The 24,492-nt window shown below is 72.9% G+C and carries 22 protein-coding genes and 2 tRNA genes; 14 read left to right on the top strand and 10 right to left on the bottom strand.

Going from position 1 to position 24,492, the window contains the following annotated elements; translation table 11 throughout:
• Nucleotides 1-123 precede the first annotated feature (123 nt).
• Nucleotides 124-1,146: a multicopper oxidase domain-containing protein gene (locus ACFYX4_RS13095; protein WP_389330620.1), complete on the top strand. Its 1,023-nt coding sequence runs from the start codon at nt 124-126 to the stop codon at nt 1,144-1,146.
• 76 nt (nt 1,147-1,222) lie between these two features.
• The gene (locus tag ACFYX4_RS13090; protein ID WP_389330617.1) at nt 1,223-2,281 is read left to right on the top strand and encodes a LacI family DNA-binding transcriptional regulator; all 1,059 of its coding nucleotides are present in this window, start codon (nt 1,223-1,225) and stop codon (nt 2,279-2,281) included.
• Between the two features lie 79 nt (nt 2,282-2,360).
• On the opposite strand, the gene ACFYX4_RS13085 is transcribed toward ACFYX4_RS13090, so the two are convergent.
• Nucleotides 2,361-3,152 carry a VOC family protein gene (locus tag ACFYX4_RS13085; protein ID WP_389330614.1) on the bottom strand — a complete coding sequence of 264 codons (792 nt, stop codon included), beginning with the start codon at nt 3,150-3,152 and terminating at the stop codon, nt 2,361-2,363.
• A gap of 283 nt (nt 3,153-3,435) precedes the next feature.
• Here ACFYX4_RS13085 and ACFYX4_RS13080 point away from each other — a divergent pair, with 283 nt between their 5' ends.
• The 4 genes from ACFYX4_RS13080 to ACFYX4_RS13065 all read left to right on the top strand — a co-directional run bounded on the left by ACFYX4_RS13080 (nt 3,436) and on the right by ACFYX4_RS13065 (nt 5,332).
• Complete coding sequence (locus ACFYX4_RS13080) at nt 3,436-3,681, top strand: WhiB family transcriptional regulator (RefSeq protein ID WP_389330611.1); 246 nt, start codon at nt 3,436-3,438, stop codon at nt 3,679-3,681.
• Nucleotides 3,682-3,740: 59 nt separating this feature from the next.
• Nucleotides 3,741-3,813: transfer RNA gene (locus tag ACFYX4_RS13075), tRNA-Ser, on the top strand.
• 9 nt (nt 3,814-3,822) lie between these two features.
• Nucleotides 3,823-3,894 (top strand) — tRNA-Asp (locus tag ACFYX4_RS13070).
• A gap of 79 nt (nt 3,895-3,973) precedes the next feature.
• Complete coding sequence (locus tag ACFYX4_RS13065) at nt 3,974-5,332, top strand: SDR family NAD(P)-dependent oxidoreductase (RefSeq protein WP_389330608.1); 1,359 nt, start codon at nt 3,974-3,976, stop codon at nt 5,330-5,332.
• A gap of 70 nt (nt 5,333-5,402) precedes the next feature.
• Here ACFYX4_RS13065 and ACFYX4_RS13060 read toward each other — a convergent pair whose 3' ends face one another.
• The 7 genes from ACFYX4_RS13060 to ACFYX4_RS13030 form a co-directional block, all read right to left on the bottom strand.
• Complete coding sequence (locus ACFYX4_RS13060) at nt 5,403-7,208, bottom strand: AAA family ATPase (protein ID WP_389330605.1); 1,806 nt, start codon at nt 7,206-7,208, stop codon at nt 5,403-5,405.
• A gap of 35 nt (nt 7,209-7,243) precedes the next feature.
• Entirely contained in the window at nt 7,244-8,650 is a 1,407-nt protein-coding gene (locus ACFYX4_RS13055) for a hypothetical protein (protein WP_389330602.1), read from the bottom strand.
• 200 nt (nt 8,651-8,850) lie between these two features.
• Nucleotides 8,851-9,696, bottom strand: coding sequence for a hypothetical protein (locus ACFYX4_RS13050; RefSeq protein ID WP_389330599.1), 846 nt, complete (start codon nt 9,694-9,696; stop codon nt 8,851-8,853).
• 113 nt (nt 9,697-9,809) lie between these two features.
• On the bottom strand, nt 9,810-10,784 hold the full coding sequence (locus ACFYX4_RS13045; RefSeq protein WP_389330596.1) for an acyl-ACP desaturase: 975 nt from the start codon (nt 10,782-10,784) through the stop codon (nt 9,810-9,812).
• Between the two features lie 178 nt (nt 10,785-10,962).
• Nucleotides 10,963-11,739, bottom strand: a complete 777-nt coding sequence (gene ddaH, locus ACFYX4_RS13040) for a dimethylargininase (protein ID WP_389330593.1) — start codon at nt 11,737-11,739, stop codon at nt 10,963-10,965.
• Nucleotides 11,740-11,935: 196 nt separating this feature from the next.
• The gene (locus ACFYX4_RS13035) at nt 11,936-13,558 is read right to left on the bottom strand and encodes an ABC-F family ATP-binding cassette domain-containing protein (RefSeq protein ID WP_389330590.1); all 1,623 of its coding nucleotides are present in this window, start codon (nt 13,556-13,558) and stop codon (nt 11,936-11,938) included.
• A 333-nt stretch (nt 13,559-13,891) separates the two neighbouring features.
• Nucleotides 13,892-14,305, bottom strand: coding sequence for an SsgA family sporulation/cell division regulator (locus tag ACFYX4_RS13030; RefSeq protein ID WP_389330587.1), 414 nt, complete (start codon nt 14,303-14,305; stop codon nt 13,892-13,894).
• Between the two features lie 226 nt (nt 14,306-14,531).
• Between ACFYX4_RS13030 and ACFYX4_RS13025 the strand changes: the two genes are divergently transcribed.
• Genes ACFYX4_RS13025 through mmpA form a run of 4 tightly spaced genes read left to right on the top strand, consistent with a single transcriptional unit; the run spans nt 14,532 to nt 17,090 of the window.
• A complete protein-coding gene (locus ACFYX4_RS13025; protein WP_389330584.1) occupies nt 14,532-15,731 on the top strand; it encodes a WD40/YVTN/BNR-like repeat-containing protein in 1,200 nt (399 codons plus the stop codon).
• Nucleotides 15,732-15,781: 50 nt separating this feature from the next.
• The gene (locus tag ACFYX4_RS13020; protein WP_389330581.1) at nt 15,782-16,111 is read left to right on the top strand and encodes a plasmid stabilization protein; all 330 of its coding nucleotides are present in this window, start codon (nt 15,782-15,784) and stop codon (nt 16,109-16,111) included.
• 52 nt (nt 16,112-16,163) lie between these two features.
• Complete coding sequence (locus ACFYX4_RS13015; protein WP_389330578.1) at nt 16,164-16,895, top strand: endonuclease V; 732 nt, start codon at nt 16,164-16,166, stop codon at nt 16,893-16,895.
• 48 nt (nt 16,896-16,943) lie between these two features.
• Nucleotides 16,944-17,090 (top strand): morphogenic membrane protein MmpA, encoded by a 147-nt coding sequence (gene mmpA, locus ACFYX4_RS13010; protein ID WP_389330575.1) that lies wholly within the window; start codon nt 16,944-16,946, stop codon nt 17,088-17,090.
• A 51-nt stretch (nt 17,091-17,141) separates the two neighbouring features.
• Here mmpA and ACFYX4_RS13005 read toward each other — a convergent pair whose 3' ends face one another.
• Nucleotides 17,142-18,320: a saccharopine dehydrogenase family protein gene (locus ACFYX4_RS13005; RefSeq protein WP_389330572.1), complete on the bottom strand. Its 1,179-nt coding sequence runs from the start codon at nt 18,318-18,320 to the stop codon at nt 17,142-17,144.
• 92 nt (nt 18,321-18,412) lie between these two features.
• Here ACFYX4_RS13005 and ACFYX4_RS13000 point away from each other — a divergent pair, with 92 nt between their 5' ends.
• The 4 genes from ACFYX4_RS13000 to ACFYX4_RS12985 all read left to right on the top strand — a co-directional run bounded on the left by ACFYX4_RS13000 (nt 18,413) and on the right by ACFYX4_RS12985 (nt 23,589).
• A complete protein-coding gene (locus ACFYX4_RS13000; RefSeq protein WP_389330568.1) occupies nt 18,413-18,793 on the top strand; it encodes an MmcQ/YjbR family DNA-binding protein in 381 nt (126 codons plus the stop codon).
• Nucleotides 18,794-19,020: 227 nt separating this feature from the next.
• Entirely contained in the window at nt 19,021-20,121 is a 1,101-nt protein-coding gene (locus ACFYX4_RS12995; RefSeq protein ID WP_389331701.1) for a CaiB/BaiF CoA transferase family protein, read from the top strand.
• Nucleotides 20,122-20,156: 35 nt separating this feature from the next.
• On the top strand, nt 20,157-21,371 hold the full coding sequence (locus tag ACFYX4_RS12990) for an acetyl-CoA C-acetyltransferase (protein WP_389330565.1): 1,215 nt from the start codon (nt 20,157-20,159) through the stop codon (nt 21,369-21,371).
• Between the two features lie 40 nt (nt 21,372-21,411).
• Nucleotides 21,412-23,589, top strand: a complete 2,178-nt coding sequence (locus ACFYX4_RS12985) for a 3-hydroxyacyl-CoA dehydrogenase NAD-binding domain-containing protein (protein ID WP_389330562.1) — start codon at nt 21,412-21,414, stop codon at nt 23,587-23,589.
• 24 nt (nt 23,590-23,613) lie between these two features.
• On the opposite strand, the gene ACFYX4_RS12980 is transcribed toward ACFYX4_RS12985, so the two are convergent.
• Nucleotides 23,614-24,321 (bottom strand): MerR family transcriptional regulator, encoded by a 708-nt coding sequence (locus ACFYX4_RS12980; protein WP_389330559.1) that lies wholly within the window; start codon nt 24,319-24,321, stop codon nt 23,614-23,616.
• Nucleotides 24,322-24,492 lie beyond the last annotated feature (171 nt).

The following is a 24,492-nucleotide window of genomic DNA, read 5'->3' as shown; positions in this document are numbered from 1 at the left end:
ACCTATGACCGCAATGGCACGAACTTTGTCCTGGGTGTGGACGAACCTCGGAACGGCCGGTACGGTCCCACGGGTTCGTCCCAGGTGTCTCCGCAAGTTCCTTACCAGGGCAGGGAGTTCCGCATGGACAGGCGTGGCTTCAACCGGCGGGTGCTGCTCGGCGGCGCGGCGGTCGCGACATCGCTGTCCCTCGCGCCGGAGGCGGCCAGCGTGGACACGTCGGCCCGCAAGGCGCCGCCGGGCGGCGAGGTCAGACACCTCAAGCTGTACGCCGAGAAGCTCCCCGACGGGCGGCTCGGCTACGGTTTCCGGAAGGGCGCGGCGTCGGTCCCGGGACCGCTGATCGAGATCACCGAGGGCGACACCGTCCACATCGAGGTGGAGAACACCCTTGACGTGGCGGTGAGTCTGCACGTCCACGGGCTGGACTACGAGATCTCCAGCGACGGCACGAAGCTGAACCACAGCGACATCGAGCCCGGCGGCGCCCGCACCTACACCTGGCGCACCCACGCCCCCGGCCGCCGCTCGGACGGCACCTGGCGCGCGGGCAGCGCCGGTTACTGGCACTACCACGACCACGTCGTCGGCACGGAACACGGAACGGGCGGCATCCGCAAGGGGCTCTACGGCCCGGTGATCGTGCGCCGCAAGGGCGACGTCCTGCCCGACGCGACCCACACGATCGTCTTCAACGACATGACCATCAACAACCAGCCGGCCCACAGCGGGCCGAACTTCGAGGCCACGGTGGGCGACCGGGTCGAGTTCGTCGTGATCACCCACGGTGAGTACTACCACACGTTCCACGTCCACGGACACCGCTGGGCCGACAACCGCACCGGGCTCCTCACCGGCCCCGACGACCCCAGCCAGATCATCGACAACAAGATCGTCGGTCCGGCCGACTCCTTCGGCTTCCAGGTGATCGCGGGGGAGGGGGTGGGCGCCGGCGCCTGGATGTACCACTGCCACGTCCAGAGCCACTCCGACATGGGGATGGTGGGCCTGTTCCTGGTGAAGAAGCCGGACGGCACGATTCCGGGATACGAGCCGCACGGGCCGCACGGGGCGGAGGGGCCGCATGCTTCGGATGGGGTGCACGGGGCGGAGGGGGCGCACGCCGGGGGTTCGCAGGCGCACTGAGAGGGCTGAGGGGCACGGGGCCGGTTCTCCTCCCGGAGCTATCCTGACCTCCCCGCACCCGAGGAGGAGCCCCGCAGTGACCGAGACAGCGCCGCGTCCCACGTTGGAGGCCGTGGCCGCGCGGGCCGGGGTGTCCCGGGCCACCGTCTCTCGGGTCGTCAACGGCGGGGACGGGGTCAGGGAGCCGCTGGCCGAGCGGGTCCGGCGGGCGGTGGAGGAGCTCGGGTACGTCCCCAACCAGGCCGCCCGCAGTCTGGTCACGAAGCGGCACGACGCCGTAGCCGTCGTCATCGCGGAACCGGAGACCCGGGTCTTCGCCGACCCCTTCTTCGCGCTGCAACTCCGCGGCATCAGCAAGGAGTTGACGGCCCATGACAACCAGCTCGTGCTGCTGCTCACCGAGGGGCGCGACGACCACGCCCGGGTGGCCCGCTATCTCGCCGGCGGCCATGTCGACGGAGCCCTCGTCTTCTCGCTGCACCTCGACGACCCGCTGCCCGGTCTGATCCAGGGCGCCGGGGTGCCGACCGTGTTCGGCGGACGTCCCGGCTGGAGCGACGGCACGCGTGACGTCGTCTACGTCGACAGCGACAACCGCGGCGGCGCCCGCGAGGCCGTGCGCCACCTCGTCGGCCTGGGCCGCCGCCGGGTCGCGCACCTGACCGGGCCCCTCGACCAGACCTCCGCGGCGGACCGCCTCGAAGGCTTCCGGGACGTCATGGGCGACACCGACCCGCGGCTCGTCGTGGAGTGCGACTTCACCCCCGGCGGCGGCGAGCGGGCGATGCGGGAGCTCCTGGACCGCTGCCCCGACGTCGACGCCGTGTTCGCCGCCAACGACCTCAGCGCCGCGGGCGCCCTGCGCGTCCTGCGGGAACGCGGGCGGCGTGTGCCCGAGGACGTGGCGGTGGTCGGCTTCGACGACATGCTCCCCGTCGCCGAACAGACCGACCCGCCGCTCACGACGGTCCGTCAGGACATAGAGGAGATGGGCAGGATCATGGCCCGCCTCCTGCTCGGCGACGGCGACGGCGACGGTGACCGTGACCGTGACGGTGATGGTGACGGCCCCGGGCGCGGCTCCGGACCCGGCGTGGTCCTGCCGACGACACTCGTGCCGCGCGCCTCCGCCTAGCCGCCTAGCCGCCTAGCCGCTGAACCGCCCGGCCGAGCCATGGCGTCGAGCCGTCGAGCCGTCGAGCCGCGTCGTCTCCTCAGCCGGACCGAGGAACGCTCGTCATCACCGCGAACCGCGCCCCGTCCGGGTCGGCGAGTCGTGCGATGCGGCCGACGCCCTCCATGTCCGCCGCGGCCCGCCGCACCGACCCGCCCAGCTCCTCCGCCCGGGCGACCGCCGCGTCCACGTCCGTGACCTCGAAGTACGGCAGCCAGTACGGCCCCGACTCCCGCTCCGCCGGGTCGTCGGCCAGCGGGACGATCCCGCCGAACATGGCGTCCTCCCCGGCGCCTGCCGGGTTGACGCACGTGTACGTGCCGCCCGGGAGCGAGACCGCCGACGTCTCCAGGCCCAGGGCGGCGCCGTAGAACGCGGCGGCCGCCGCCTCGTCCGGCGTGTACAGCTCGACCCAGCGCAGCGAACCCGGGTCGCTCGCGATGTCCACGCCCCTGGTCCGCCCCGGCTGCCAGATCCCGAACCGCACGCCCGCCGGGTCGGCCAGGACCGCCATCGTGCCCTCCTCCATGACGTCCATGGGCGGGAAGAGCACCCGGCCGTGCGCCTGCTCGGCCGTCTTGCAGGTGGCCTCCGCGTCCGACGCCTGGAAGTACACCGTCCACGACGGAGGACCCTGCTCGGGCGCGGTCCGCATGCCGCCCGCCGCCGTCCTCCCGTCCAGCTGGAAGTAGCCGTAGCCGCCGGCGTCGGGCCCCGCCGACCGGAACCGCCAGCCGAAGAGGGCGCCGTAGAAGTCGGAGGCGCGGTCGATGTCGGACGCGCCGACGTCGACCCAGTTCGGAGCGCCGTTGACGAAACGGGTGGTGAGCATCGTCGCCCTCCTCGTCGAAGCCCAGGAAGCCCAGGAAGCCCAGGAAGCCCGGGAAGTCCAGGAAGCCCGGGACGTCCGGTTGCCGTGCACTGCCGAGTCTGGCACCGCCCACCGACAACCGCTGCCGGAGCGGTCACGAAGACCTGTCGACCGCTCTTCGTCGTTCCCGCGCGCCGCCGTGCGGGGCGGGCCTCCGTGCGGGCACCATCGGGGAGGGGCCGCGAACGACCGTGTATATCCGGCGTTGAGCGAACGTTTTTCGCCGCAGGGCACGATCCTCGCCATGTACACCGACACGATCCGCACACCTGAGCCCGACTGGCAGCTGGAGGCACTCTGCGCGCAGACCGGGGCGGACTTCTTCTTCCCCGAGCCGGGCAGCTCCGTACGCGAGGCCAAGCGCATCTGCGGCATGTGCGAGATGCGCACCGCCTGCCTCGACTACGCCCTGACCCACGACGAACGCTTCGGAGTGTGGGGAGGCCTGTCCGAGAAGGAACGCCTGGAACTGCGCCGTACCGCACGATGACCGGGCTCGATAACCGGGAGACCACATCGCGGGGGTGTGGTTAAGATCCGGAAGCGCGTCCGGACGTAGCGCAGAGGCAGGCGCACCGCCTTGCTCAGGCGAATCACGCCGGTTCGAATCCGGCCGTCCGGATGCGTGCGCGGTCCCGTGGAGCAGAGGCAGACTCACCGCCTTATCAGGGCGGATACGCCGGTTCGAATCCGGTCGGGACCACGGAACGGCCCGGCACGGGCGCGGCGGGGCACAGGTGGGACGGGGCACGGGCGGGCACAGGCGGGGCGGGCGGGGACGCATGGGCGACGAGATCGAGGAGATCAGCGAGGCGGAGTTGGCCGCCTTCCACCACGTCGTGGGCAGGCTGCGCGCCCTGCCCGTCGACGATCCCGTCCGGCTGCGGGCCGAGCAGGTCGCCGCGTCCTTCGCCCGCGACGGGCGGCAGCGCCGGCGCAAGGCGCGCGGTGCCGCGGCGTCGGCCGCCGACGCCGCCGCGATGGCCGCGACCGCGACCGGCGCGGTCGACCGACGCGAGGACGCGCCCCTGCCCACCGGGCCCGATCGCGCCGCCGCCGTGGGCGTCTTCCACAACCCGCGTACCTGCTACGTCTGCAAGTCGCCGTATCGACAGGTCGACGCGTTCTACCACCGCCTGTGTCCCGACTGCGCCGCCGACAACAGCGCGCGCCGCGCTCTGAGCACCGATCTGAGCGGACGCCGGGTCCTGTTGACCGGCGGCCGGGTGAAGATCGGCTTCCAGTTGGCGCTGATGATGCTGCGGGACGGCGCGGAGGTGCTCGTCACCTCCCGCTTCCCGCACGACACCGTGCGCCGCTTCCGCGCCGAACCGGGCAGCGGCGAGTGGCTCGACCGGCTCACCGTCCTCGCCGTCGACCTGCGCGACCCGCGCCAGGTGCTGGGCCTGTGCGAGGACCTGCGCCGGGACGGCGAACCGCTCGACATCCTCGTCAACAACGCCGCGCAGACCGTCCGCCGCCCGCCCGAGTCGTACGCCCTGCTGGCCGCCGGTGAGCGCGACGCGCTGCCGGAGGGCGCGCGCGGGGCGCCCGGCTTCACGCCGATGCGCATGCTGGAGGGACTCGGCGGCACCGTCTCCGCGCTCCCCGCGGCCCTGCGCGAGGCCGACGAGGCCGGGCTGCTGCCCGACCCCTCCCCGGAGAACTCCTGGTCCGCCCGGCTCGGCGCGCTCGACCCGGCCGAGGTGCTGGAGACGCAGCTCGTCAACGCCCTCGCCCCCGCCCTGCTGTGCGACCGGCTGCTGCCGCTGCTGCTCGCCTCCCCGCGCCCGCGCCGCTATGTGGTCAACGTGACCGCCGTGGAGGGCCGGTTCGCCGTCCGCAACAAGATGGCCGGGCACCCGCACACCAACATGGCCAAGGCCGCCCTGAACATGCTCACCCGCACCAGCGCCGTCGAACTCGCCGAGCGGGGCGTGCACATGTGCGCCGTCGACACCGGCTGGATCACCGACGAGAACCCCGCACCCAAGAAGGCCCGCATGGCCGGCGCGGGCTTCCGCACCCCGTTGGACATCGTGGACGGCGCGGCCCGCGTGTACGACCCCGTCGTCCGCGGCGAGGCCGGCGACCCGGTGTCGGGCGTGTTCCTGAAGGACTACCGCGAGGCGGAGTGGTGACCGGTCCTGCTCACCGCACCGCGCTCCCCACCGGCGACAGCCCCTCTCATCCCGTCACCACCTCAACCCCTCACCCCTTCATCCCCGTGAACACCCCCACCCAGAACTTCTGCTGCCGTTCCGACGCCCCCACCAGATACGTCGCCCGCAGCTTCGCCGGCAGCAGGGCGACCAGGCGGGCGACCGCCGCCCGGTTCCGCTTCAGCTGGGACAGCTCCGCGTTGGCGAGGATCTGGTGGACCACGTCGCTGTCGTCGTCGCCCTCCTCGGAGCGCTCGGCGGCGCGGCGCAGCCGGGCCTCCCAGCGGTCCACGTCGCGGGCGAGTTCGCGCAGGCCCGTCACCGGGCGGCCCCGGAGCCGGTCGATCAGCGCGGACAGCGGCACGGGCGCGTACTCGCCGTCGCCCAGGTAGACCGTCGCCATCTCCAGCGGCAGCCCGCGCCGGTGCAGCTTGATCAGCCGCTCCAGGGTGCGCTTGGTGATCCAGGCGCGGCCCTCCTCGTCGATGTCGTGCTTCCACCACTCCAGCACCGTCTCGGCGTCCGCCCCGTACCGCGCGAGCAGCCACTCGTTGGCCGGGATGTCCTCCGGGGCGACTTCCAGCGAGGCCGTGAACCGGGTCGCCTGCGCGATGTTGTTCCGCGACACCAGCAGCTTGCGGCCCAGGTGGTACGGCGGGTTCTGCACGGCTATCTGGGCCCGCAGGTTCTCGATCGGCCGCCCGGCGAGCGACCACTCCTGGGTGATCTCCATGAGCTTGGCGAACGCGGCCTTGTCCTTGGGCCGGTTGTACTCGTCCCAGACGATCGCCTTGGGCTCCGGCCCGGTGAACCTCACCGCGAGGAGGTTGTCCAGGGTGCCGTCCGGCGACGGCACCGGCGCGCACAGGTCCTCGACGTTGGTCACCGGCAGCGAGAAGTACAGGGCGTCCCGGCCCAGCCCCTCCCGGACCGTCTCCCGCACGAGTTCCGTCTTGCCGCACCCGGGCGGGCCCTGGAGCAGCACCGTCCAGCGGTTGCGCAGCGCCGCCCGCACCACCTGGCGTACCGGGTCGGGGATGGTGGCCGGGTTGGGCACGCCCAGGGACCGGGCGACGCGGTCGAGGATCTCCGCGGTGCGGTTCGGGCCCGGTCTGCCGTCGGGTCCGGGCTCGGCCAGCCGCATCCGCTCGCCGTCGATCAGGGGCAGTCCCCAGCGCAGCGGGAAGCCTTCACGGGCGTTGGCCAGGACGTGGTCCAGCGTGCGCGGGGAGAGCGACTCGCGCAGCGCGGGGGAGAGCGACGCCCACAGGGAGAACAGCGGACGCAGGTCCCACGGACGGTACTTGGCGGCCAGGTGCCGGCGCCACGAGGTGTCGTTCGCCGTGATCCGCATCGTCACCATGCGGTCCAGCAGCGCGAGGTCGCCGCGCCGGGCCGAGGTCTCGGAGAGCGACTCGTTGTCGGTGAGGAAGACGCCGACGCAGCCCAGGGCGCGCAGATCGTGCTCGCCGAGCGTCCAGTCGCAGGCGATCTGCATCAGCTGCGACTGGATGGTGTCCCCGGCCTGCAACGAGTCGTCGATCAGCAGCACGAACGGCCGGCCCGGCTTCAGCTGGCTCATCACCAGCTGCCGCAGCACCAGTTCCCCCGACCCGGGGTCCCGCACGGGCGCGTTGACGAGCAGGTCGTCCGGGGTGAGGTTCGCCGCCGGCACGTACACCAGCGCGGTGTCCGGGCGGGACCGGGCGACGTGCGAGAAGAACGTCGCCGTCTTGCCGATGCCGTGCTCGCCGAAGACCTGGCCGGTCTGCCCCAGGTCGATCATCGCGTCGATGAAGGACTCCAGGCGCGAGACCTCGGCGTGCTGCTCGGGGACGGTCTGGGCGGTGCTCATGGTCCGTTCCGTGTCTGTAGGGAGGGCGGGGATCATCACCGCGCACCTGTCGTGACGCGATGGCAGTCCATCGCCGGGGTGTGCGTCTCGGGCCACTCGCTGCCGCCCTCGGTGATCAGCCAGATCCATCTGTCCGGCTCGGCGGGCGTGATCGGCGGCGCGTACCCGTCGGTGAGGACCACGACCGCGTCCGGACTCGCCTCGCAGCGGCGGCCGTTCACCTCCGTGCGCCCCTCCACGTAGTCCGCGACGGCCTGGAAACTGGTGCCGCCACCGCCGTACACCCGCTCGCCCGGCGTGAACGGCATGACCACGGCGTCGAAGGACAGCCAGTGCGCCTCCACTCCGTCGATCCCGCCGACCAGCTCCGTGAGCCAGCGGATCACCCGGTCGGGCATCGACCCCGAGGTGTCGTACGCGATGACCAGGACCTTCTGCCGGACCGGCCCGCGACGGGCCAGCATCGGCTCCTGGCCCAGGGCCGCGAGCAGCGCGCCCCGCTTCTTCGGGTACACCAGCCGCTCACCCTCGCGCAGCTTCGAGCCGAGCACGTCGACCAACCAGCGCTGCCACCAGTCGACCGTGCGCGTGCGCGCCGTCTCGCCGCGCAGCGCGCCGGCGCCCAGGTGTCCCCAGAGGCGGGCGGCCCGCGCCGAGCCCTCCTCGGTGCGGCCCATCAGTTCGAGCAACTCCCGCTCCGCGCCCGCGTGTCCGCGCCGGGCCGCCAGCAGGGAGTTGAGCAGCGCCGACGACGTCACCGCGTCGATCGTCTCCTGGTCGGCGGGGACCGCGCCCTCCACCAGGTGGACGCAGAGCCGCTCGTCGGGCACGGGCGGGTGGCGCATCCGCTTCAGCTCGCCGTACACCCGCATGTCCGTCTCGGTGAACGTCCCGTAGGACACCGGCTCCAGACCGTGCGTCGTCAGATCCTCGACGTAGGCGTCGTAGACCTGGCGCGGGTCGACGCCGACCGGCCGGCCGTCCAGCAGCGGGAGCCGCTCGCGGTCCAGCCGGATCAGCGCCACATGGTTGACGGCCACCTCGGCGGCCAGGGTGAACACCGGGTCGTCGCGCAGCTCCGGGTCGGCGAGCAGATGCCGGTGCACCAGATGGCGGGCCTCGTGGAACAGGACGAACTTCACGCCCGCCAGGCCCAGTCGGACGAAGAAGTCCGGGTTGTACAGCAGCAGGCACGTGCCGTCGCCGGAGGCGACCACGGCCGCCGTTTCCACCGCCGTCGTCGGGATCTGGTGACGGCACTTCGCGTACAGCCAGGACGCCACCGCCGACTCGGTCAGCCCGAAGTCCAGCAGCGCGGCATCCTTGAGCCGCCGGGCCTCCTCCACCACCGCCGCGTCCGCGGGACGGTACGCCTCCAGCGCCCTGCGATCGGCGAGGTCCACCACCGGCGGACGCCGCCGCCCCCGCTCCCCGTACCCCATGCCGAGCCCCCCCCGTGCCGTGCTTCCCCCCCAGTGCCTCATTGGTACCAGGCCCCACTGACAACGGGCCAAGCCATTACGCTCTGCGGCTACCATCGGCGGCAAGGACGGGGCCGTAGCGCAGAGGCAGGCGCACCGGTCTCCAAAGCCAGAGCACGCTGGTTCGAATCCAGCCGCCCCGTCCCCCCGACCGGCGTGGTTCAGGCGATGGCGCCCGCGGTCGCCACCAGTTCCCGGGCGGTGCCGTGGAACGTGCCGATGAGCTGGGCCAGCACCGCCCACGCCTCCTCCCGGTCGCCCAGGTGCTTGCGTACGAGGGGGCGCACGGCGTCCTCGGCCTCGCCGATCCGCGCCGGGAACAGCGCCCGGCCCATGGCCAGCACCTCCAGGACCCGCACGGCGGGCCCGTGGTCGAGGGCGTACTCCGCCGGGCCGTCGAGGATCCCCGCCCGGCGGACCCGGTGGGCGAACTTGGGGTGTGAGCCGAAACCGGCGCGGGTCGCGGGCGGGCAGTCGGGGCGCACGGACAGCGCCCAGCGCGCGTAGCCGGGCAGTGCGCGCTCCGCGTCCGCCTCGGTGACCTCCTGCCAGTCGGCCGGGGTCAGGACCATGGACGCCGCCGCGCGTCCGGCGGCCATGGTGGTCGCCTCACGCAGGGCGCCCACCAGGCCGTGACGGACGTGGCTCTCGGGGATGTCGGGTTCCTCGACCGGCAGCCGACGGGGCAACGGGACGGGCTTCGTGCGGCCCGGCCCGAACGGGATGCCGCGGGCGAGGGCCCGGCGCAGACCGGTGTCGAGGCCGAGGTACTGCCACACCACGGCGTTCAGCTGAGGGTCGTCCTCCTGGAGGACCCACAGCGTGAGGGAGGCGGGGGTGTGCGGCGGCCAGGCCCACGGCCGGCTCAGGCGGTGGCGTCGCGACGCGGCGTTCTCGCGCGCGACGGCGGACAGGCCGACCCGCCCGCGGATCCGCCGGGCGGTCTCCTCGTCGGTCAGACCGAGCAGGAAGCCGAGCGCCTGACCGTCCGTGTCGCTGTAGTGCATGGCGGCATGATGCCGCAGGACGCGAACGGCCCGCACCGGGAAATCGGTTCCCTGTGCGAGCCGTTGAGCGGGCGTGCGGGGCGGCGGCCTCGTCGGCCGGACGGCGGAGCGGGTCAGCCGGCGGCCCGTGCCGCCATCCGCGCCTTGCGCGCCGCGAGCTTCTCGTCGAACTTCGAGGCCTCCGCGTCCAGGCCGCCCATGAACAGGCCGAGTTCCTCCTGCGCCTTCAGGCCCTCGGGACCGAGGCCGTCGATCTCCATGACCCTCAGGAAGCGCAGCACGGGCTCCAGCACGTCGTCGTGGTGGATGCGCAGGTTGTAGACCTCGCCGATCGCCATCTGCGCCGCGGCCCGCTCGAAGCCGGGGATGCCGTGGCCGGGCATCCGGAAGTTGACGACGACGTCCCGCACGGCCTGCATGGTGAGGTCGGGCGCGAGCTCGAAGGCCGCCTTCAGCAGGTTGCGGTAGAAGACCATGTGCAGGTTCTCGTCGGTCGCGATGCGCGCGAGCATGCGGTCGCAGACCGGGTCGCCGGACTGGTGGCCGGTGTTGCGGTGGGAGATGCGGGTCGCGAGCTCCTGGAAGGAGACGTAGGCGACCGAGTGCAGCATCGAGTGCCGGTTGTCCGACTCGAAGCCCTCGCTCATGTGGGACATGCGGAACTGCTCCAGCTTGTCCGGGTCCACCGCGCGCGAGGCGAGCAGGTAGTCGCGCATCACGATGCCGTGCCTGCCCTCCTCCGCGGTCCAGCGGTGCACCCAGGTGCCCCAGGCGCCGTCCCGGCCGAAGAGGGAGGCGATCTCGTGGTGGTAGCTGGGCAGGTTGTCCTCGGTGAGGAGGTTCACGACCAGGGCGATGCGGCCGATCTCGGTGACCTTCGACTGCTCCTTGCCCCAGGCCTCGCCGTCCTCGAAGAGACCGGGGAAGTTGCGGGCGTCGCTCCAGGGCACGTACTCGTGCGGCATCCAGTCCTTGGCGACCTTCAGATGCCGGTTGAGCTCCTGCTCGACCACTTCCTCCAGGGCGTACAGCAGCCGGGCGTCGGTCCAGACGGAGGGGCTGCCGAGGTGCGGGGAAGCGATCGTCACGGGTACTCCAGGGGACGAGATGCAGAGCGCGGAGACATCCGGTGCTGTACCGGAACTTACGGGATCGTAGGCTACGAATCCGTAGGTTACGAAACCGTAGGTTAAGATCGCGGTAAAGAGCGCTGATCAGCTGGGCAGCCTCGAGGCCTGGGGGTCCCGGGGCTGCTCCGCGCGCGGGTCAGGCGTACAGCCCGCGCAGGCGCACCGAGAGGCAGGTCACACAGCCCTCCAGCTTCTCGAACTCGGAGATGTCGACCACGACGGGTTCGTACCCGAGGTCGGCGAGCAGGTCCGCCGTCTTCGGCGCGCTCGCCGACATCAGCAGCTTGGGGCCGCCCAGCAGCACCACGTGGGCGCCGGCCTCCTCGGGCACCGACAGGAAGCGCGGGAACAGCGACGGGCGGTCGACCTTCGGGATGTGCCCGATCACCGTGCCGTCCGGCAGCGCGGTGACCGCCGACTTCAGATGCAGCACCTTGCTCACCGGCACGGCCACCACCCGCGCCCCCAGCGGTTCGAAGGCCTCCCGCACCTGCTGGACGCCGGCCGCGTCGGTGCGACCGCCCCGGCCCACGTACACCGTGTCGCCGACCTTCAGCACATCGCCGCCGTCCAGCGTGCCCGGCTCCCAGATCCAGTTGACCGAGCAGCCCATGCGGGCCACGGCCTCCTCGACGCCGGCGGTCTCCTCGCGCCGGGACTCGGCGCCGGGCCGCGCGATCAGGGCGACGTTGCGGTACATCACGACGGTGTCCTCGACGAACACCGAGTCGGGGCAGTCGTCGGCCGGCTCGACCTCGACGGTCTCCCAGCCGTGCGACCGCAGCGCCTCGACGTACGCCTCCCACTGCTCCAGGGCGAGCCGCACGTCGACCGTCTCCCGCTCGACGTGCGTCACCAGTCCTTCGGCGAGGCGCGGGCTGGGGCGGCGGATGAGGGCCTTCTTGCTGGGCACGTCCAGGTCTCCGAATCGGCGGCGGCTCGGGGCCTGACCGGCAGGCCCCGACCGGCGCCCCTGTCCATGGCGCCGATCCGCCATCATGCAGCCCCGGTCGCCGAGGACAAAACCCCCGTCAGCGGGCTGTGCCCCTCCTGAGACCCACCGGCCCCGGACCCGCCGGACGGGTTTCGGGGCCGGTCCGCCCGGGGACCTACGCCGGTCCGGCCACCTCCTCCGCCGTCGACTCCCGCAACTCCCCGTCCAGCAGCAGCCAGCGGGTGATCCCGAGCGACTCCAGGAACGGCAGGTCGTGGCTGGCGACGATCAGGGCGCCCTCGTAGGACTCCAGGGCCGTCGTGAGCCGGCGCACACTCGCCATGTCCAGGTTGTTGGTCGGCTCGTCCAGCATCAGCAGCTGCGGCGCGGGCTCGGCCAGCATCAGCGCCGCCAGGGCCGCCCGGAAGCGCTCCCCGCCGGAGAGCGTGCCGGCCTTCTGGTCGGCGCGCGCGCCGCGGAACAGGAAGCGCGCCAGCCGCGCGCGGATCCGGTTGGCGGTGGCGTCCGGCGCGAACCGGGCCACGTTCTCCGCGACGGTCAGCTCGTCGTCGAGCACGTCCAGCCGCTGGGGCAGGAAACGCAGCGGCACGTGCGCGTGCACCTCGCCCGCCACCGGCTCCAGCTCACCGGCGACCGTGCGCAGCAGCGTCGTCTTGCCCGCCCCGTTGCGCCCGACCAGCGCGACCCGCTCGGGCCCGCGCAGATCGAGACCGCCCGTCACGCGCGCGCCGTGCGCGAGAGCGAGGTCCCGCAGAGTGAGGACCTCACGGCCCGGCGGCACCGCCGTGAAGGGCAGCTCGACGCGGATCTCGTCGTCGTCCCGTACGGCCTCCGCGGCCTCGTCGAGCCGCTCCCTGGCCTCGGCGAGCCTCTCCTCGTGCAGGATCCGGTGCTTGCCAGCGGACTCCTGCGCCGCCCGCTTGCGCGCCCCCATGACGATCTTCGGCTCGCGCTTCTGCTCCTGCATCTTCTGCCCGTACCGCTTGCGGCGGGCCAGTTTGACCTGGGCGTCGGCCAGTTCGCGCTTCTGCTTGCGCAAGTCGGCCTCCGCGACGCGCACCATGCGCTCGGCGGCGTCCTGTTCGACGGCGAGGGCCTCCTCGTACGCGGAGAAGTTGCCGCCGTACCAGGTGACCGCCCCGGCGCGCAGATCGGCGATCTGGTCGACGAGGTCGAGGAGTTCGCGGTCGTGGCTGACGACGATCATGACGTCCGGCCAGGACGCGACCGCCGCGTACAGCCGCCGCCGGGCGTACAGGTCGAGGTTGTTGGTGGGCTCGTCGAGCAGCAGGACGTCCGGGCGGCGCAGCAGCAGCGCGGCCAGGCGCAGCAGGACCGACTCGCCGCCGGACACCTCGCCGACGGTGCGGTCCAACCCGATGTGGCCGAGCCCGAGTTCGCCGAGGGTGACGAGGGCGCGCTCCTCGACGTCCCAGTCGTCGCCGACGGTCTCGAAGTGCTCTTCGGAGACGTCACCGGCCTCGATGGCGTGCAGCGCGGCCCGCCTGGCGGCGATGCCGAGCGCCTCGTCGACCCTGAGGGTGGTGTCGAGGGTGACGTTCTGCGGGAGGTGGCCCACCTCGCCCGCGACGCGCACCGAGCCGTCGGCGGGGGCGAGTCGGCCGGCGAGAAGTTTCAACAGGGTTGACTTGCCGGAGCCGTTGAGGCCGACGAGTCCGGTCCGGCCGGGGCCGAAGACGACGTCGAGCCCTTCGAAGACGGAGGTGCCGTCGGGCCAGGCGAAGGACAGGGACGAACAGGTGATGGATGATGACAAGTGGGCCTCGCGGTCGCGTGTGCGGTCAGGGCAACGCGTATCGAGACACCGGGAGACGGCGACCACCGCGCGGGGCGGGGGCGGGAGCGGTGGATGCGGTCAGGGGGAAATCCGTGGGAGAGCCCTGCTCCGCGAGGACGGCTCGAACGCCGAGGTCGCACGCTGCACGCACGCCTGACAGGCGTGGCGCGGTGTCTCGGACCTCAGACGAGCAACGTCCTTCTCCCCTCGGCGGCAACAGAAGCGTTCCCACCGTAGAAGGGGCCGGGAGGGCCGGTCAACGGAATTACGGTCCGGGCGTGCCCGCGGGGGGTCCGGGCGTCCCCGCGGGGGTCACGCCTCCCGCATCAGCTCCGCCAGCTCGTGGTCGAGGTCGAGCTGGAGGTGTTCCCGGCCCGCGGGCACCAGCTCGCTCGTCGCCTGGAGGAACCGCCGGATCTCCGACGAGTGCACGTGCACGATGGCGGTGCCCTCGGGCGCGTGGAACTCCAGCACCGTCCGGTCGTACCCGTAGGGGCGGACCCGGACGTCGCCATGGCCCTCCGCCTCGTGCAGCCCCGCGGTGAGCAGGTCGCGGGCGAAGGTCCAGCAGACTTCGACGCCCTCCAGGGTGGCCGGGGCCGGGAAGGTCATGCGGACGGCGAAGGGATCACGACGGTCGTAGTGCAGCGTGGCGGGGATGTTCGACATCCGAGGCGCGGCGGCGACCAGGCGGGCCTCAACGGGCTGATCGATGACGATGGACAACGCCTTGCTCCCTTGTGACAGCGGGACGAACTACCGGGGGTGAGTGCAGCCGGACACTGGAAGAGACGACGGAAGCGGCCAGTACGTGCACACGCAGTGCGAGTGACCTCGGTCACCGACTTTCATGCACACGAGTGACTCACCTCTCTTCCTGTGCCCCGTAAGGCGATTGGGGCGACGGGGGTCCTCTGGACGGCGTCCGGGCCGTGGGCTAGCTTCGCGCGCCATGAGACCCCTGGGGAAGACGCGACGCACGGTACGAACGGTTCCGCCGGCGAAGACGGCTCCGAAAACCTCGCGCATCGGGCGGGAAACCCCGCGCATCGGGCGGGCGGCGGTCGCGGGAGCGGCCTGCGCGGCCGTCCTGGCGGCGCTCGCCGCCCCCGCCCGGGCGACGGACCTGGCGACCGCCGCGAACGGGAGCGGCGCTCCCGTGACGGTGAACGGCCACGCGCCCGCGTGGGCCCTCAAGGACACCGGCAAGCCCGCCGTCCGCTTCCGCGGGCTGTCCGCCGTCGACCGGAAGACCGCCTGGGTGTCCGGCAGTCAGGGCACCGTCCTGCGCACGGCCGACGGCGGGAGGACCTGGCGGGACGTCTCGCCGCCCGGCGCGGCCGAACTCCAGTTCCGCGACATCGAGGCCTTCGACGCGCGCCGCGCCGTGGTGCTCGCCATCGGCGAGGGCGAGGCCTCGCGCGTCTACCGCACCGACGACGGCGGAGCCACCTGGACGGAGTCCTTCCGCAACACCGACGCACGGGCCTTCTACGACTGCATGACCTTCTTCGACCGCCGCCACGGCCTCGCCATGAGCGACCCCGTCGACGGGAAGTTCCGCATCCTGTCCACGAGCGACGGGGGCCGCTCCTGGACGGTGCTGCCCGACCGGGGCATGCCGCCCGCCCTGGAGGGCGAGGCCGGCTTCGCCGCCGGCGGCCAGTGCCTGGTCTCCGCCGGCTCCCGCGACGTCTGGCTCGCCACCGGCGGGGCCGCACGCGCGCGGGTGATGCACTCCTCCGACCGGGGACGGACCTGGACGGTCGCCGACGCCCCGATCCCGGCGGGCGACCCCGCGCGCGGGGTCTTCGCCCTGGCCTTCCGCGACCGCGCGCACGGCCTCGCCGTCGGCGGCGACTACCGCCCCGACCAGGCCTCCCCGCGGTCGGCCGCCACGACCGCCGACGCCGGCCGGACCTGGCGGCCCGCCGCCGCGCCGCCGCCCGCCTACCGCTCCGGTGTCGCCTGGCTGCCGCACAGCCGCGCCGCCGCCCTCGCCGTCGGCCCCACCGGCACCGACCTGACCACGGACGCCGGCCGCACCTGGCGCACGGTCGACACCGGCTCGTACGACACCGTCGACTGCGCCCCCGACCGGGGCTGCTGGGCGTCCGGCGAACAAGGGAGGGTGGCGCGGCTGGAGAGCTGAGCCGATTGCGGGGTACCCGGTCGCTGCGAACGCGAAAGGAGTGAGCGCCCATGCCACGCGGTTCCAGCCCCAAGCGGGAGCGCCAGTACGAGCACATCAAGGAGAGCGCGCAGGACCGGGGTGAGAGCACCGACCGGGCGGAGGAGATCGCCGCCAGGACGGTCAACAAGGAGCGCGCTCGGGCCGGCGAGTCCAAGACCGCGAGCCGCACCTCCCTGGAGGACATGTCGTCCGGCAAGCGCGGCGGGCAGCGGTCCGGCAAGGGCTCCCAAGGGCCCACGTACGACCAGCTGTACGAGGAGGCCAAGCGCCGCAACATCCATGGCCGTTCGGACATGAACAAGGGTCAGCTGCAACGCGCCCTGGACGACAAGGGCTGACACCGGGGCCGCCCCGCCGGTCCGCCGCGGGAGCCGTAGGCTCGTCACCACCATGACGACCGTACGCGTTCCCGCGGGCTGGCCCGCGACCGAGGAAGAGGCCCGCGCCGTCCAGGACGCGCTGCGGGCCGAGGTGGTGCTCGACGAGCCGGGGCCCCCGCCCGGGGCCGGGCGGGTGACGGGCGTCGACGTCGCCTACGACGACGAGCGGGACGTCGTCGCCGCGGCGGCCGTCGTGCTGGACGCGGCGAGCCTCGACGTCGTCGCCGAGGCGACCGCCGTCGGACGGATCTCCTTCCCGTACGTGCCCGGTCTGCTCGCCTTCCGCGAGATCCCCACGGTGCTCGCCGCGCTCGACGCGCTGCCCTGCTCCCCGGGCCTGGTGGTGTGCGACGGCTACGGCCTCGCCCACCCCCGCCGCTTCGGCCTCGCCAGCCACCTCGGGGTCCTCACCGGGCTGCCCACGATCGGCGTCGCCAAGAACCCCTTCGCCTTCACGTACGACGACCCCGGCGCCCCGCGCGGATCCGCGTCACCGCTGCTCGACGGCGCCGACGAGGTGGGCCGCGCGCTGCGCACGCGCGCGGGGGTCAAGCCGGTCTTCGTCTCCGTCGGCCACCGGACGACCCTGGACGACGCCTGCGCCCACACCCTCGCGCTCACCCCGCGCTTCCGCCTCCCGGAGTCGACCCGCAGAGCGGACGCGCTGTGCCGCGCGGCCCTTCGGGAAGCGACGACCGGTCTCCCTCCAGGAAGCGACGGCCGGTCTGAGTACGTCGACTGAGTACCCGTACCGATGTGAGGTCCGGCCGTCTCCGGGCAGGCTGAGCTCATGACGACGCACCGGGCCACCGAGCCCCTCACCGACCCCGCCCGGCCCGTGGAGCGTGCCGTGACCGCGGCCCTGGTCCTCGCCGTCCTGTCGGGCCTGGGCTGGATCGCGGGGATGATCTACACGCTGGCCCGGTGGCAGGCCTGAACCGCCCCGGAACGGCCCGTGAGGGCCGCCCCGGGCCGATCGGAGGCCTCCTCAGCGGCTGGCCGCCACCCGGAAGCGGATCCCCTTCACGTTCAGGCGTTCGATCAGGGCGTCGCCCATCGCCGCCGCCGTCGTGACCTGGCCGGACGTCTCCGGGAGATCGTCGTAGGCCAGGGACAGCGCCGACTCGGCGAACATCTTCGCCGTCTCGTCGTAGCCGGGGTCGCCGCCCGACACCTCGGTGTAGACCCGCCGGCCGCCGCCCTCGCCCACGAACCGCACCGAGAACCAGCTCCGCGCGCGACGCTCGGCGCTCGGCCCGTCGCCGGGCTTCAGACGGTCCGACAGCCAGCGCCGGGCGGGCGGCAGTTGGGCGGCGGCGAACAGCGCGCCGACGCCCGCGACCCCGCCCACGGCGACCGGCAGCCGCCGCACGGCCGCGTAGTGCCGGTAGCGGAAGTCGGGGCCGTAGCGCTCCAGCGCCTTCGCGGAGCGGCGCACGATCTGCGGGTCGATGGTGGGCAGCGGCAGCGCCCACGCGCCGACCTCCGGGGCGTACCGGGGCGACCCCAGCGGCGCGGTGGCCCGCCGGCCCATCAGCCGCGGCTCGTGCCGGTGCCGTTCCCGCGCCGCGGCCACCATCCGCCGCCCGCGCGAGAACTGCCCCAGCGCGGAGGCGAACGTCCCGCCGGAGAAGGCCGCGTCGGCGGTCACGAAGCCGTCCACGGCCAGCGGCACGCCCTCCGGCAGCTGCCGGACCGTGAAGTACGCGCCCAGATCGTGCGGGACCGAGTCGAAGCCGCACGCGTGCACCAGACGCGCACCGGTCTCCCGCGCGCGTGCGTCGTGCCGGACGTACGTCAGGTCGACGAACTCCGGCTCGCCGGTGAGGTCGAGATAGTCGGCGCCGGCGTCCGCGCAGGCGGCCACCAGGTCCTCGCCGTGGGTCACATAGGGGCCGACCGTCGTCGCCACCACGCGCGCCTGCTCGGCGAGCGCGCGCAGGGAGGCCGTGTCGGACACGTCGGCCCGCAGCACCCCCGGCTCCGCGCCCTCCGGCAGCCGGTCGCGCAGCCGCCGCAGCTTGACCTCGTCCCGCCCGGAGATCGCCCAGCGCAGATCCTTCGGCGCGTGGGCGGCGAAGTACTCCGCGGTGAGCGTCCCGACGAAGCCGGTGGCCCCGAAGAGCACGATGTCGTACGGACGGTCGGTCCTCTTCAGCCTGCTCATGACACCCCTTCGTCGTGCAGCCCGCGCCGCTGTCGGTGGCTGAGGCTAGCGTGAGGGGTGCTGAGCCACGACGACGAGCCCGGAGGCAGCAGGTGGCCGTGCCCAGGAACGCCCTGAAAAAGTGGGAGAAGGTACGCGAGTTCGCGCTCGGTCTGCCGGGCGCGGCCGAGGAGTTCCCCTGGGGCGAGAGCGTCGCCAAGGTCAACAAGAAGGTCTTCGTCTTCCTCGGCGTGGACGACGGCAGCCACCCGCTGCGCGTGACCGTCAAGCTGAGGGACGACACCGCCCACGCGCACGCGCTGGCCTCCCCGGGCGCGGAGCCCGCCGGATACGGACTCGGCAGATCCGGCTGGGTGAGCGTCCCCCTGGAGGGCCAGGGCGCCCCCGCGGCGGAGCTGCTCTGCGACTGGGTGGAGGAGAGCTACCGGACGATCGCCCCCAAACGCCTGCTGGCGGAGCTGGACGGCGGCTGAGTCGCCAGGAGGCTGAGTCGCCAGGAGGCTGAGTCGTCAGGAGAAATGCGGCATCGCGCCCTAAACTGGCTAAGCGCTTGCTCGCTCACCTCTTGTGCCCACTGGAACACGTTCCTAGCATCACTGGTGTTACATCGGTTGTGTCACAGCAAGGGGGCTGGATGACGACGGCAGACTCGGCGGACGCGGCGGCCACGACAGGGCGCGGCCCGCTCACCGGTGTGCGCGTGGTCGAACTCGCCGGCATCGGACCCGGCCCCTTCGCGGCCATGCTCCTCGCCGACCTCGGCGCCGACGTCGTCCGCGTGGACCGCCCCGGCGGCTCCTCCCTCGCCATCGACCCCGCCCACGACGTCACCAACCGCAACAAGCGCTCGGTGATCGTCGACCTCAAGTCCCCGGACGGCCCCGCGCGCGTGCTCGACCTCGCCGCCCGCGCCGACGTCCTCCTGGAGGGCAACCGCCCCGGCGTCGCCGAACGCCTCGGCGTCGGCCCCGAGGCCTGCCACGCCCGCAACCCCCGACTGGTCTACGGCCGCATGACCGGCTGGGGTCAGGACGGCCCCCTCGCCGCCCGCGCGGGCCACGACATCGCCTACATCGCCGTCACCGGCGCCCTCGGCATGATCGGCGCCCCGGACACGCCCCCGCCCGCGCCCGCCAACCTCCTCGGGGACTACGCCGGCGGCTCCCTCTACCTCGTCGTCGGCGTCCTCGCCGCACTCCACCACGCGCGCGCGACCGGCGAAGGCCAGGTCGTCGACGCCGCCATCGTCGACGGCACGGCCCACCTCTCCGCCATGCTCCACGGCATGCTCGCCGCCGGCGGCTGGCAGGACCGCCGCGCCGCCAACCTCCTCGACGGCGGCTGCCCCTACTACGGCGCCTACGAGACCGCCGACGGCGGGTACATGGCCGTCGGCGCGCTGGAACCGCAGTTCTACGACACGTTCGTACGCCTGCTGGAACTCGACGACTTCACCGACGCCCGCAAGGACTGGACCCGCTGGGGCGACCTGCGCGAGGCGGTCGCCGCCCGCTTCAAGTCCCGCACCCGCGACGAGTGGACGGCCCTCTTCGAGGGCACGGACGCGTGCGTGGCGCCCGTGCTGTCGCTGCGCGAGGCCCCGCACCACCCGCACCTCGCCGCCCGCGGCACCTTCACCGACCACGCCGGCATCACCCAGCCCGCCCCCGCGCCGCGCTTCTCCCTGACCCCCACCGCCGTGCGCGGCGGCCCCGCGCTGCCCGGCGCCGACACGGCCGGCGTGGCACACGACTGGGACCTGCCCCGGCTCGTCACCGACCTCCCCGGCCAGGGCGACTGAGCCCGCATGGACCACCCACCCCGAAAGGCCTGCCAGTGAGCACCGAAGCGTACGTGTACGACGCGATCCGCACCCCGCGCGGGCGCGGCAAGGCGACCGGCGCCCTGCACGGAACCAAGCCCATCGACCTCGTCGTCGGCCTCATCCACGAGCTGCGCGACCGCTTCCCCGGCCTCGACCCGGCCGCCGTCGACGACATCGTGCTCGGCGTCGTCGGCCCCGTCGGCGACCAGGGCTCCGACATCGCGCGCATCGCCGCGATCGCCGCCGGACTGCCCGACACGGTCGCCGGCGTGCAGGAGAACCGCTTCTGCGCCTCCGGCCTCGAAGCCGTCAACCTGGCCGCCGCCAAGGTCCGCTCCGGCTGGGAGGACCTCGTCCTCGCGGGCGGCGTGGAGTCGATGTCCCGCGTGCCCATGGCCTCCGACGGCGGCGCCTGGTTCAACGACCCGATGACCAACCTCGCCGTGAACTTCGTGCCGCAGGGCATCGGCGCCGACCTCATCGCCACGATCGAGGGCTTCACCCGGCGCGACGTCGACGAGTACGCGGCCCTCTCCCAGGAACGGGCCGCCGCCGCCTGGAAGGACGGCCGCTTCGACCGCTCGGTCGTCCCGGTCAGGGACCGCAACGGCCTCGTCGTCCTCGACCACGACGAGCACCTGCGCCCCGGCACCACCGCCGACTCCCTCGCCGGCCTGAAGCCCTCCTTCGCCGACATCGGCGAACTGGGCGGCTTCGACGCCGTGGCGCTCCAGAAGTACCACTGGGTGGAGCGGATCGACCACGTCCACCACGCGGGCAACTCCTCCGGCATCGTCGACGGCGCCTCCCTCGTCGCGATCGGCTCCCGCGAGGTCGGCGAACGATACGGGCTCACCCCGCGCGCGCGGATCGTCTCCGCCGCCGTCTCCGGCTCCGAGCCCACCATCATGCTCACCGGCCCCGCCCCCGCCACCCGCAAGGCCCTCGCCAAGGCCGGCCTCACCGTCGACGACATCGACCTCGTCGAGATCAACGAGGCCTTCGCCGCCGTCGTCCTGCGCTTCGTCAAGGACATGGGCCTGTCCCTGGACAAGGTCAACGTCAACGGCGGCGCGATCGCCCTCGGCCACCCCCTCGGCGCGACCGGCGCGATGATCCTCGGCTCGCTCGTCGACGAACTGGAGCGCCAGGACAAGCGCTACGGCCTCGCCACGCTGTGCGTCGGCGGCGGCATGGGCGTCGCGACGATCGTCGAACGCGTCTGAACACCCGGCGGAACCACAAGACTTCAACGGAGACCCTGTCATGACACAGAGCACTGCCATCCGCTGGGAACAGGACCGCACCGGCCTCGTCACCCTCGTCCTCGACGACCCCGACCAGTCCGCGAACACCATGAACCAGGCGTTCCGCGACTCCCTCGCGGTGATCACCGACCGCCTGGAGGCCGAGAAGGGCAGCATCCGGGGCGTGATCATCACCTCCGCCAAGAAGACCTTCTTCGCCGGCGGCGACCTGCGCGACCTGATCCGCGTCACCCCCGGCACCGCACAGCAGCTCCTCGACGGCGGCATGGAGATCAAGCGCAACCTGCGCCGCATCGAGACCCTCGGCAAGCCCGTCGTCGCCGCCCTCAACGGCGCGGCCCTCGGCGGCGGTTACGAACTCGCCCTCGCCTGCCACCACCGCGTCGCCCTCGACGCCCCCGGCTCCAAGATCGGCTGCCCCGAGGTCACCCTCGGACTGCTCCCCGGAGGCGGCGGCGTCGTCCGCACCGTGCGCCTGCTCGGCATCGCCGACGCCCTCCTCAAGGTCCTCCTCCAGGGCACCCAGTACAGCCCGCGGCGCGCCCTCGACAGCGGCCTGGTCCACGAGGTCGCCGCCACGCCCGAGGAGATGCTCGCCAAGGCCCGCGCCTTCATCGATGCGAACCCCGAGTCTCGGCAGCCCTGGGACCGGCCCGGCTACCGCATCCCCGGCGGCACCCCCGCCAACCCCAAGTTCGCGGCGAACCTGCCCGCCTTCCCCGCCACCCTGCGCAAGGAGACCAAGGGCGCGCCCTACCCCGCCCCGCGCAACATCCTCGCCGCCGCCGTCGAGGGCGCCCAGGTCGACTTCGAGACCGCGCAGGTCATCGAGGCCCGCTACTTCGTGGAACTGGCCGCCGGGCAGATCTCCAAGAACATGATCCAGGCGTTCTTCTTCGACCTCCAGGCCGTCAACTCCGGCGCCAACCGGCCCCGCGGCGTCGAACAGCGCCAGGTCCGCAAGGTCGCCGTCCTCGGCGCCGGGATGATGGGCGCCGGCATCGCCTACTCGTGCGCCCGCGCGGGCATCGACGTCGTCCTCAAGGACGTCTCCCTGGAAGCGGCCGTCAAGGGCAAGGGCTACTCCGAGAAGCTGTGCGCCAAGGCCGTCTCCCGGGGCCGCACCAGCCAGGAGAAGGCGGACGCGCTGCTCGCCCGCATCAAGCCCACCGCCGACCCGCAGGACGTGGCCGGCTGCGACGCCGTCATCGAAGCCGTGTTCGAGGACACCTGCCTCAAGCACAAGGTGTTCCAGGAGATCCAGCACCTCGTCGACCCCGACGCCCTGCTGTGCTCCAACACCTCCACCCTGCCCATCACCGCCCTCGCCGAAGGCGTCGAGCGCCAGGGCGACTTCATCGGGCTGCACTTCTTCTCGCCCGTCGACAAGATGCCGCTCGTCGAGATCATCAAGGGCGAGCGGACCGGCGACGAGGCGCTCGCGCGCGCCTTCGACCTGGTCCGGCAGATCAAGAAGACGCCGATCGTCGTCAACGACTCGCGCGGCTTCTTCACCTCCCGGGTGATCGGCCACTTCATCAACGAGGGCGTCGCCATGGTCGGCGAGGGCATCGAGCCCGCCTCCGTCGAGCAGGCGGCGGCCCAGGCGGGCTACCCGGCCAAGGTGCTGTCCCTCATGGACGACCTGACCCTCACCCTGCCGCGCAAGATCCGCAACGAGACCCGGCGGGCCGTCGAGGAGGCCGGCGGCGTCTGGACCGCGCACCCCGCCGAGGCCGTCATCGACCGCATGGTCGACGAATTCGGCCGCACCGGCCGCAGCGGCGGCGCCGGCTTCTACGAGTACGGCGAGGACGGCAGGCGGGCGCGCCTGTGGCCGGGACTGCGCGAGCACTTCACCCGCGAGGGCGCGGAGATCCCCTTCCGGGACATGCAGGAGCGCATGCTCTTCTCCGAGGCCCTCGACACCGTCCGGCTGCTCGAGGAGGGCGTGCTGACCTCCGTCGCCGACGCCAACATCGGCTCCCTGTTCGGCATCGGCTTCCCGGGCTGGACCGGCGGCGTGCTCCAGTACGTCAACGGCTACGAGGGAGGCCTGCCCGGCTTCGTGGCACGCGCGCGTGAACTCGCCGAGCGCTACGGCGACCGCTTCACCCCGCCCGCGCTGCTCGTCGAGAAGGCCGAGAAGGGGGAGACCTTCACCGACGGCCGCTGAGCGAATGCCTCAGGGGGAGCCGTCCTACGGCGGCGGCTCCCCGAGCCACTCCCGCACCTCCTCGGTCAGCGACCGCTGGAACGCCGTCAGCAGCGCCTGCACCACCAGCGGCTGCATGTGCGCCGACAGCGACCGCACCGCGCGCGCGTCGCCCTCGGGGGCCTCCTCGCGCAGCAGCCGCGACATCTCCCGGGCGGCGGCCCGCGCGTGCTCCACGAGCACATGGCGGGCCGCGAGGATCGACGCCGGCGACAGCGGCACGTCGAGCAGCCGGACGCCCAGCCTCAGCAGCCCCGGATCGACCCGGTACGACCCCTCCGCGTCGCCCTCGGCGATCACGCCCATCGCCGCCAGCCGGTCCACGTCCTCCTGCCGCAGCGCCCGCCCCGCCCGCCGCCGGAGCTCCTCCCGTGTCACCGTCTCCACCGCGTCCGGCGCCCAGGAGGCCACCACCGCGCGGTGGACGGCGAGATCGTGGGCGTCGAGACCGGGAGGCAGCCGGTCCAGGTAGCGCTCGATCGCGGCCAGCGTCATGCCCTGCTGCTGGAGCTCCTCGATCAGCGCGAGACGCGCGAGATGCCCCGGACCGTAGTGGCCCACCCGGCGTGGGCCGATGACCGGCGGCGGGAGCAGCCCCCTGGTGCTGTAGAAGCGGACCGTGCGCACCGTGACGCCGGCTCGGGCGGCCAGCTCGTCGACCGTGAGGGCCGGCTCCTCGGTCTCGATCGTCATGCGCAGCAGTATCGCTGTCACACCACTCCTGTGAAAGGCGTGGGGCAGGAGTGAGGACCCTGTGAGGAGTCACCCTCTGTGACATGAGCCACCGCATGGCCGGTCACCCTCTGGGAAGCTGCCCCCTTGGTCTGTGCCCCGACCAGGGAGCCGCGGGCCATGACCGTAAGG

Origin of the sequence: Streptomyces sp. NPDC002328, assembly GCF_042890065.1 — a bacterium.
In the GTDB taxonomy this organism is placed as follows: Bacteria; Actinomycetota; Actinomycetes; order Streptomycetales; family Streptomycetaceae; genus Streptomyces.
The sequence above is the reverse complement of the archived record's forward strand: the minus strand, read 5'-3'. Positions and strand labels throughout refer to the sequence as shown.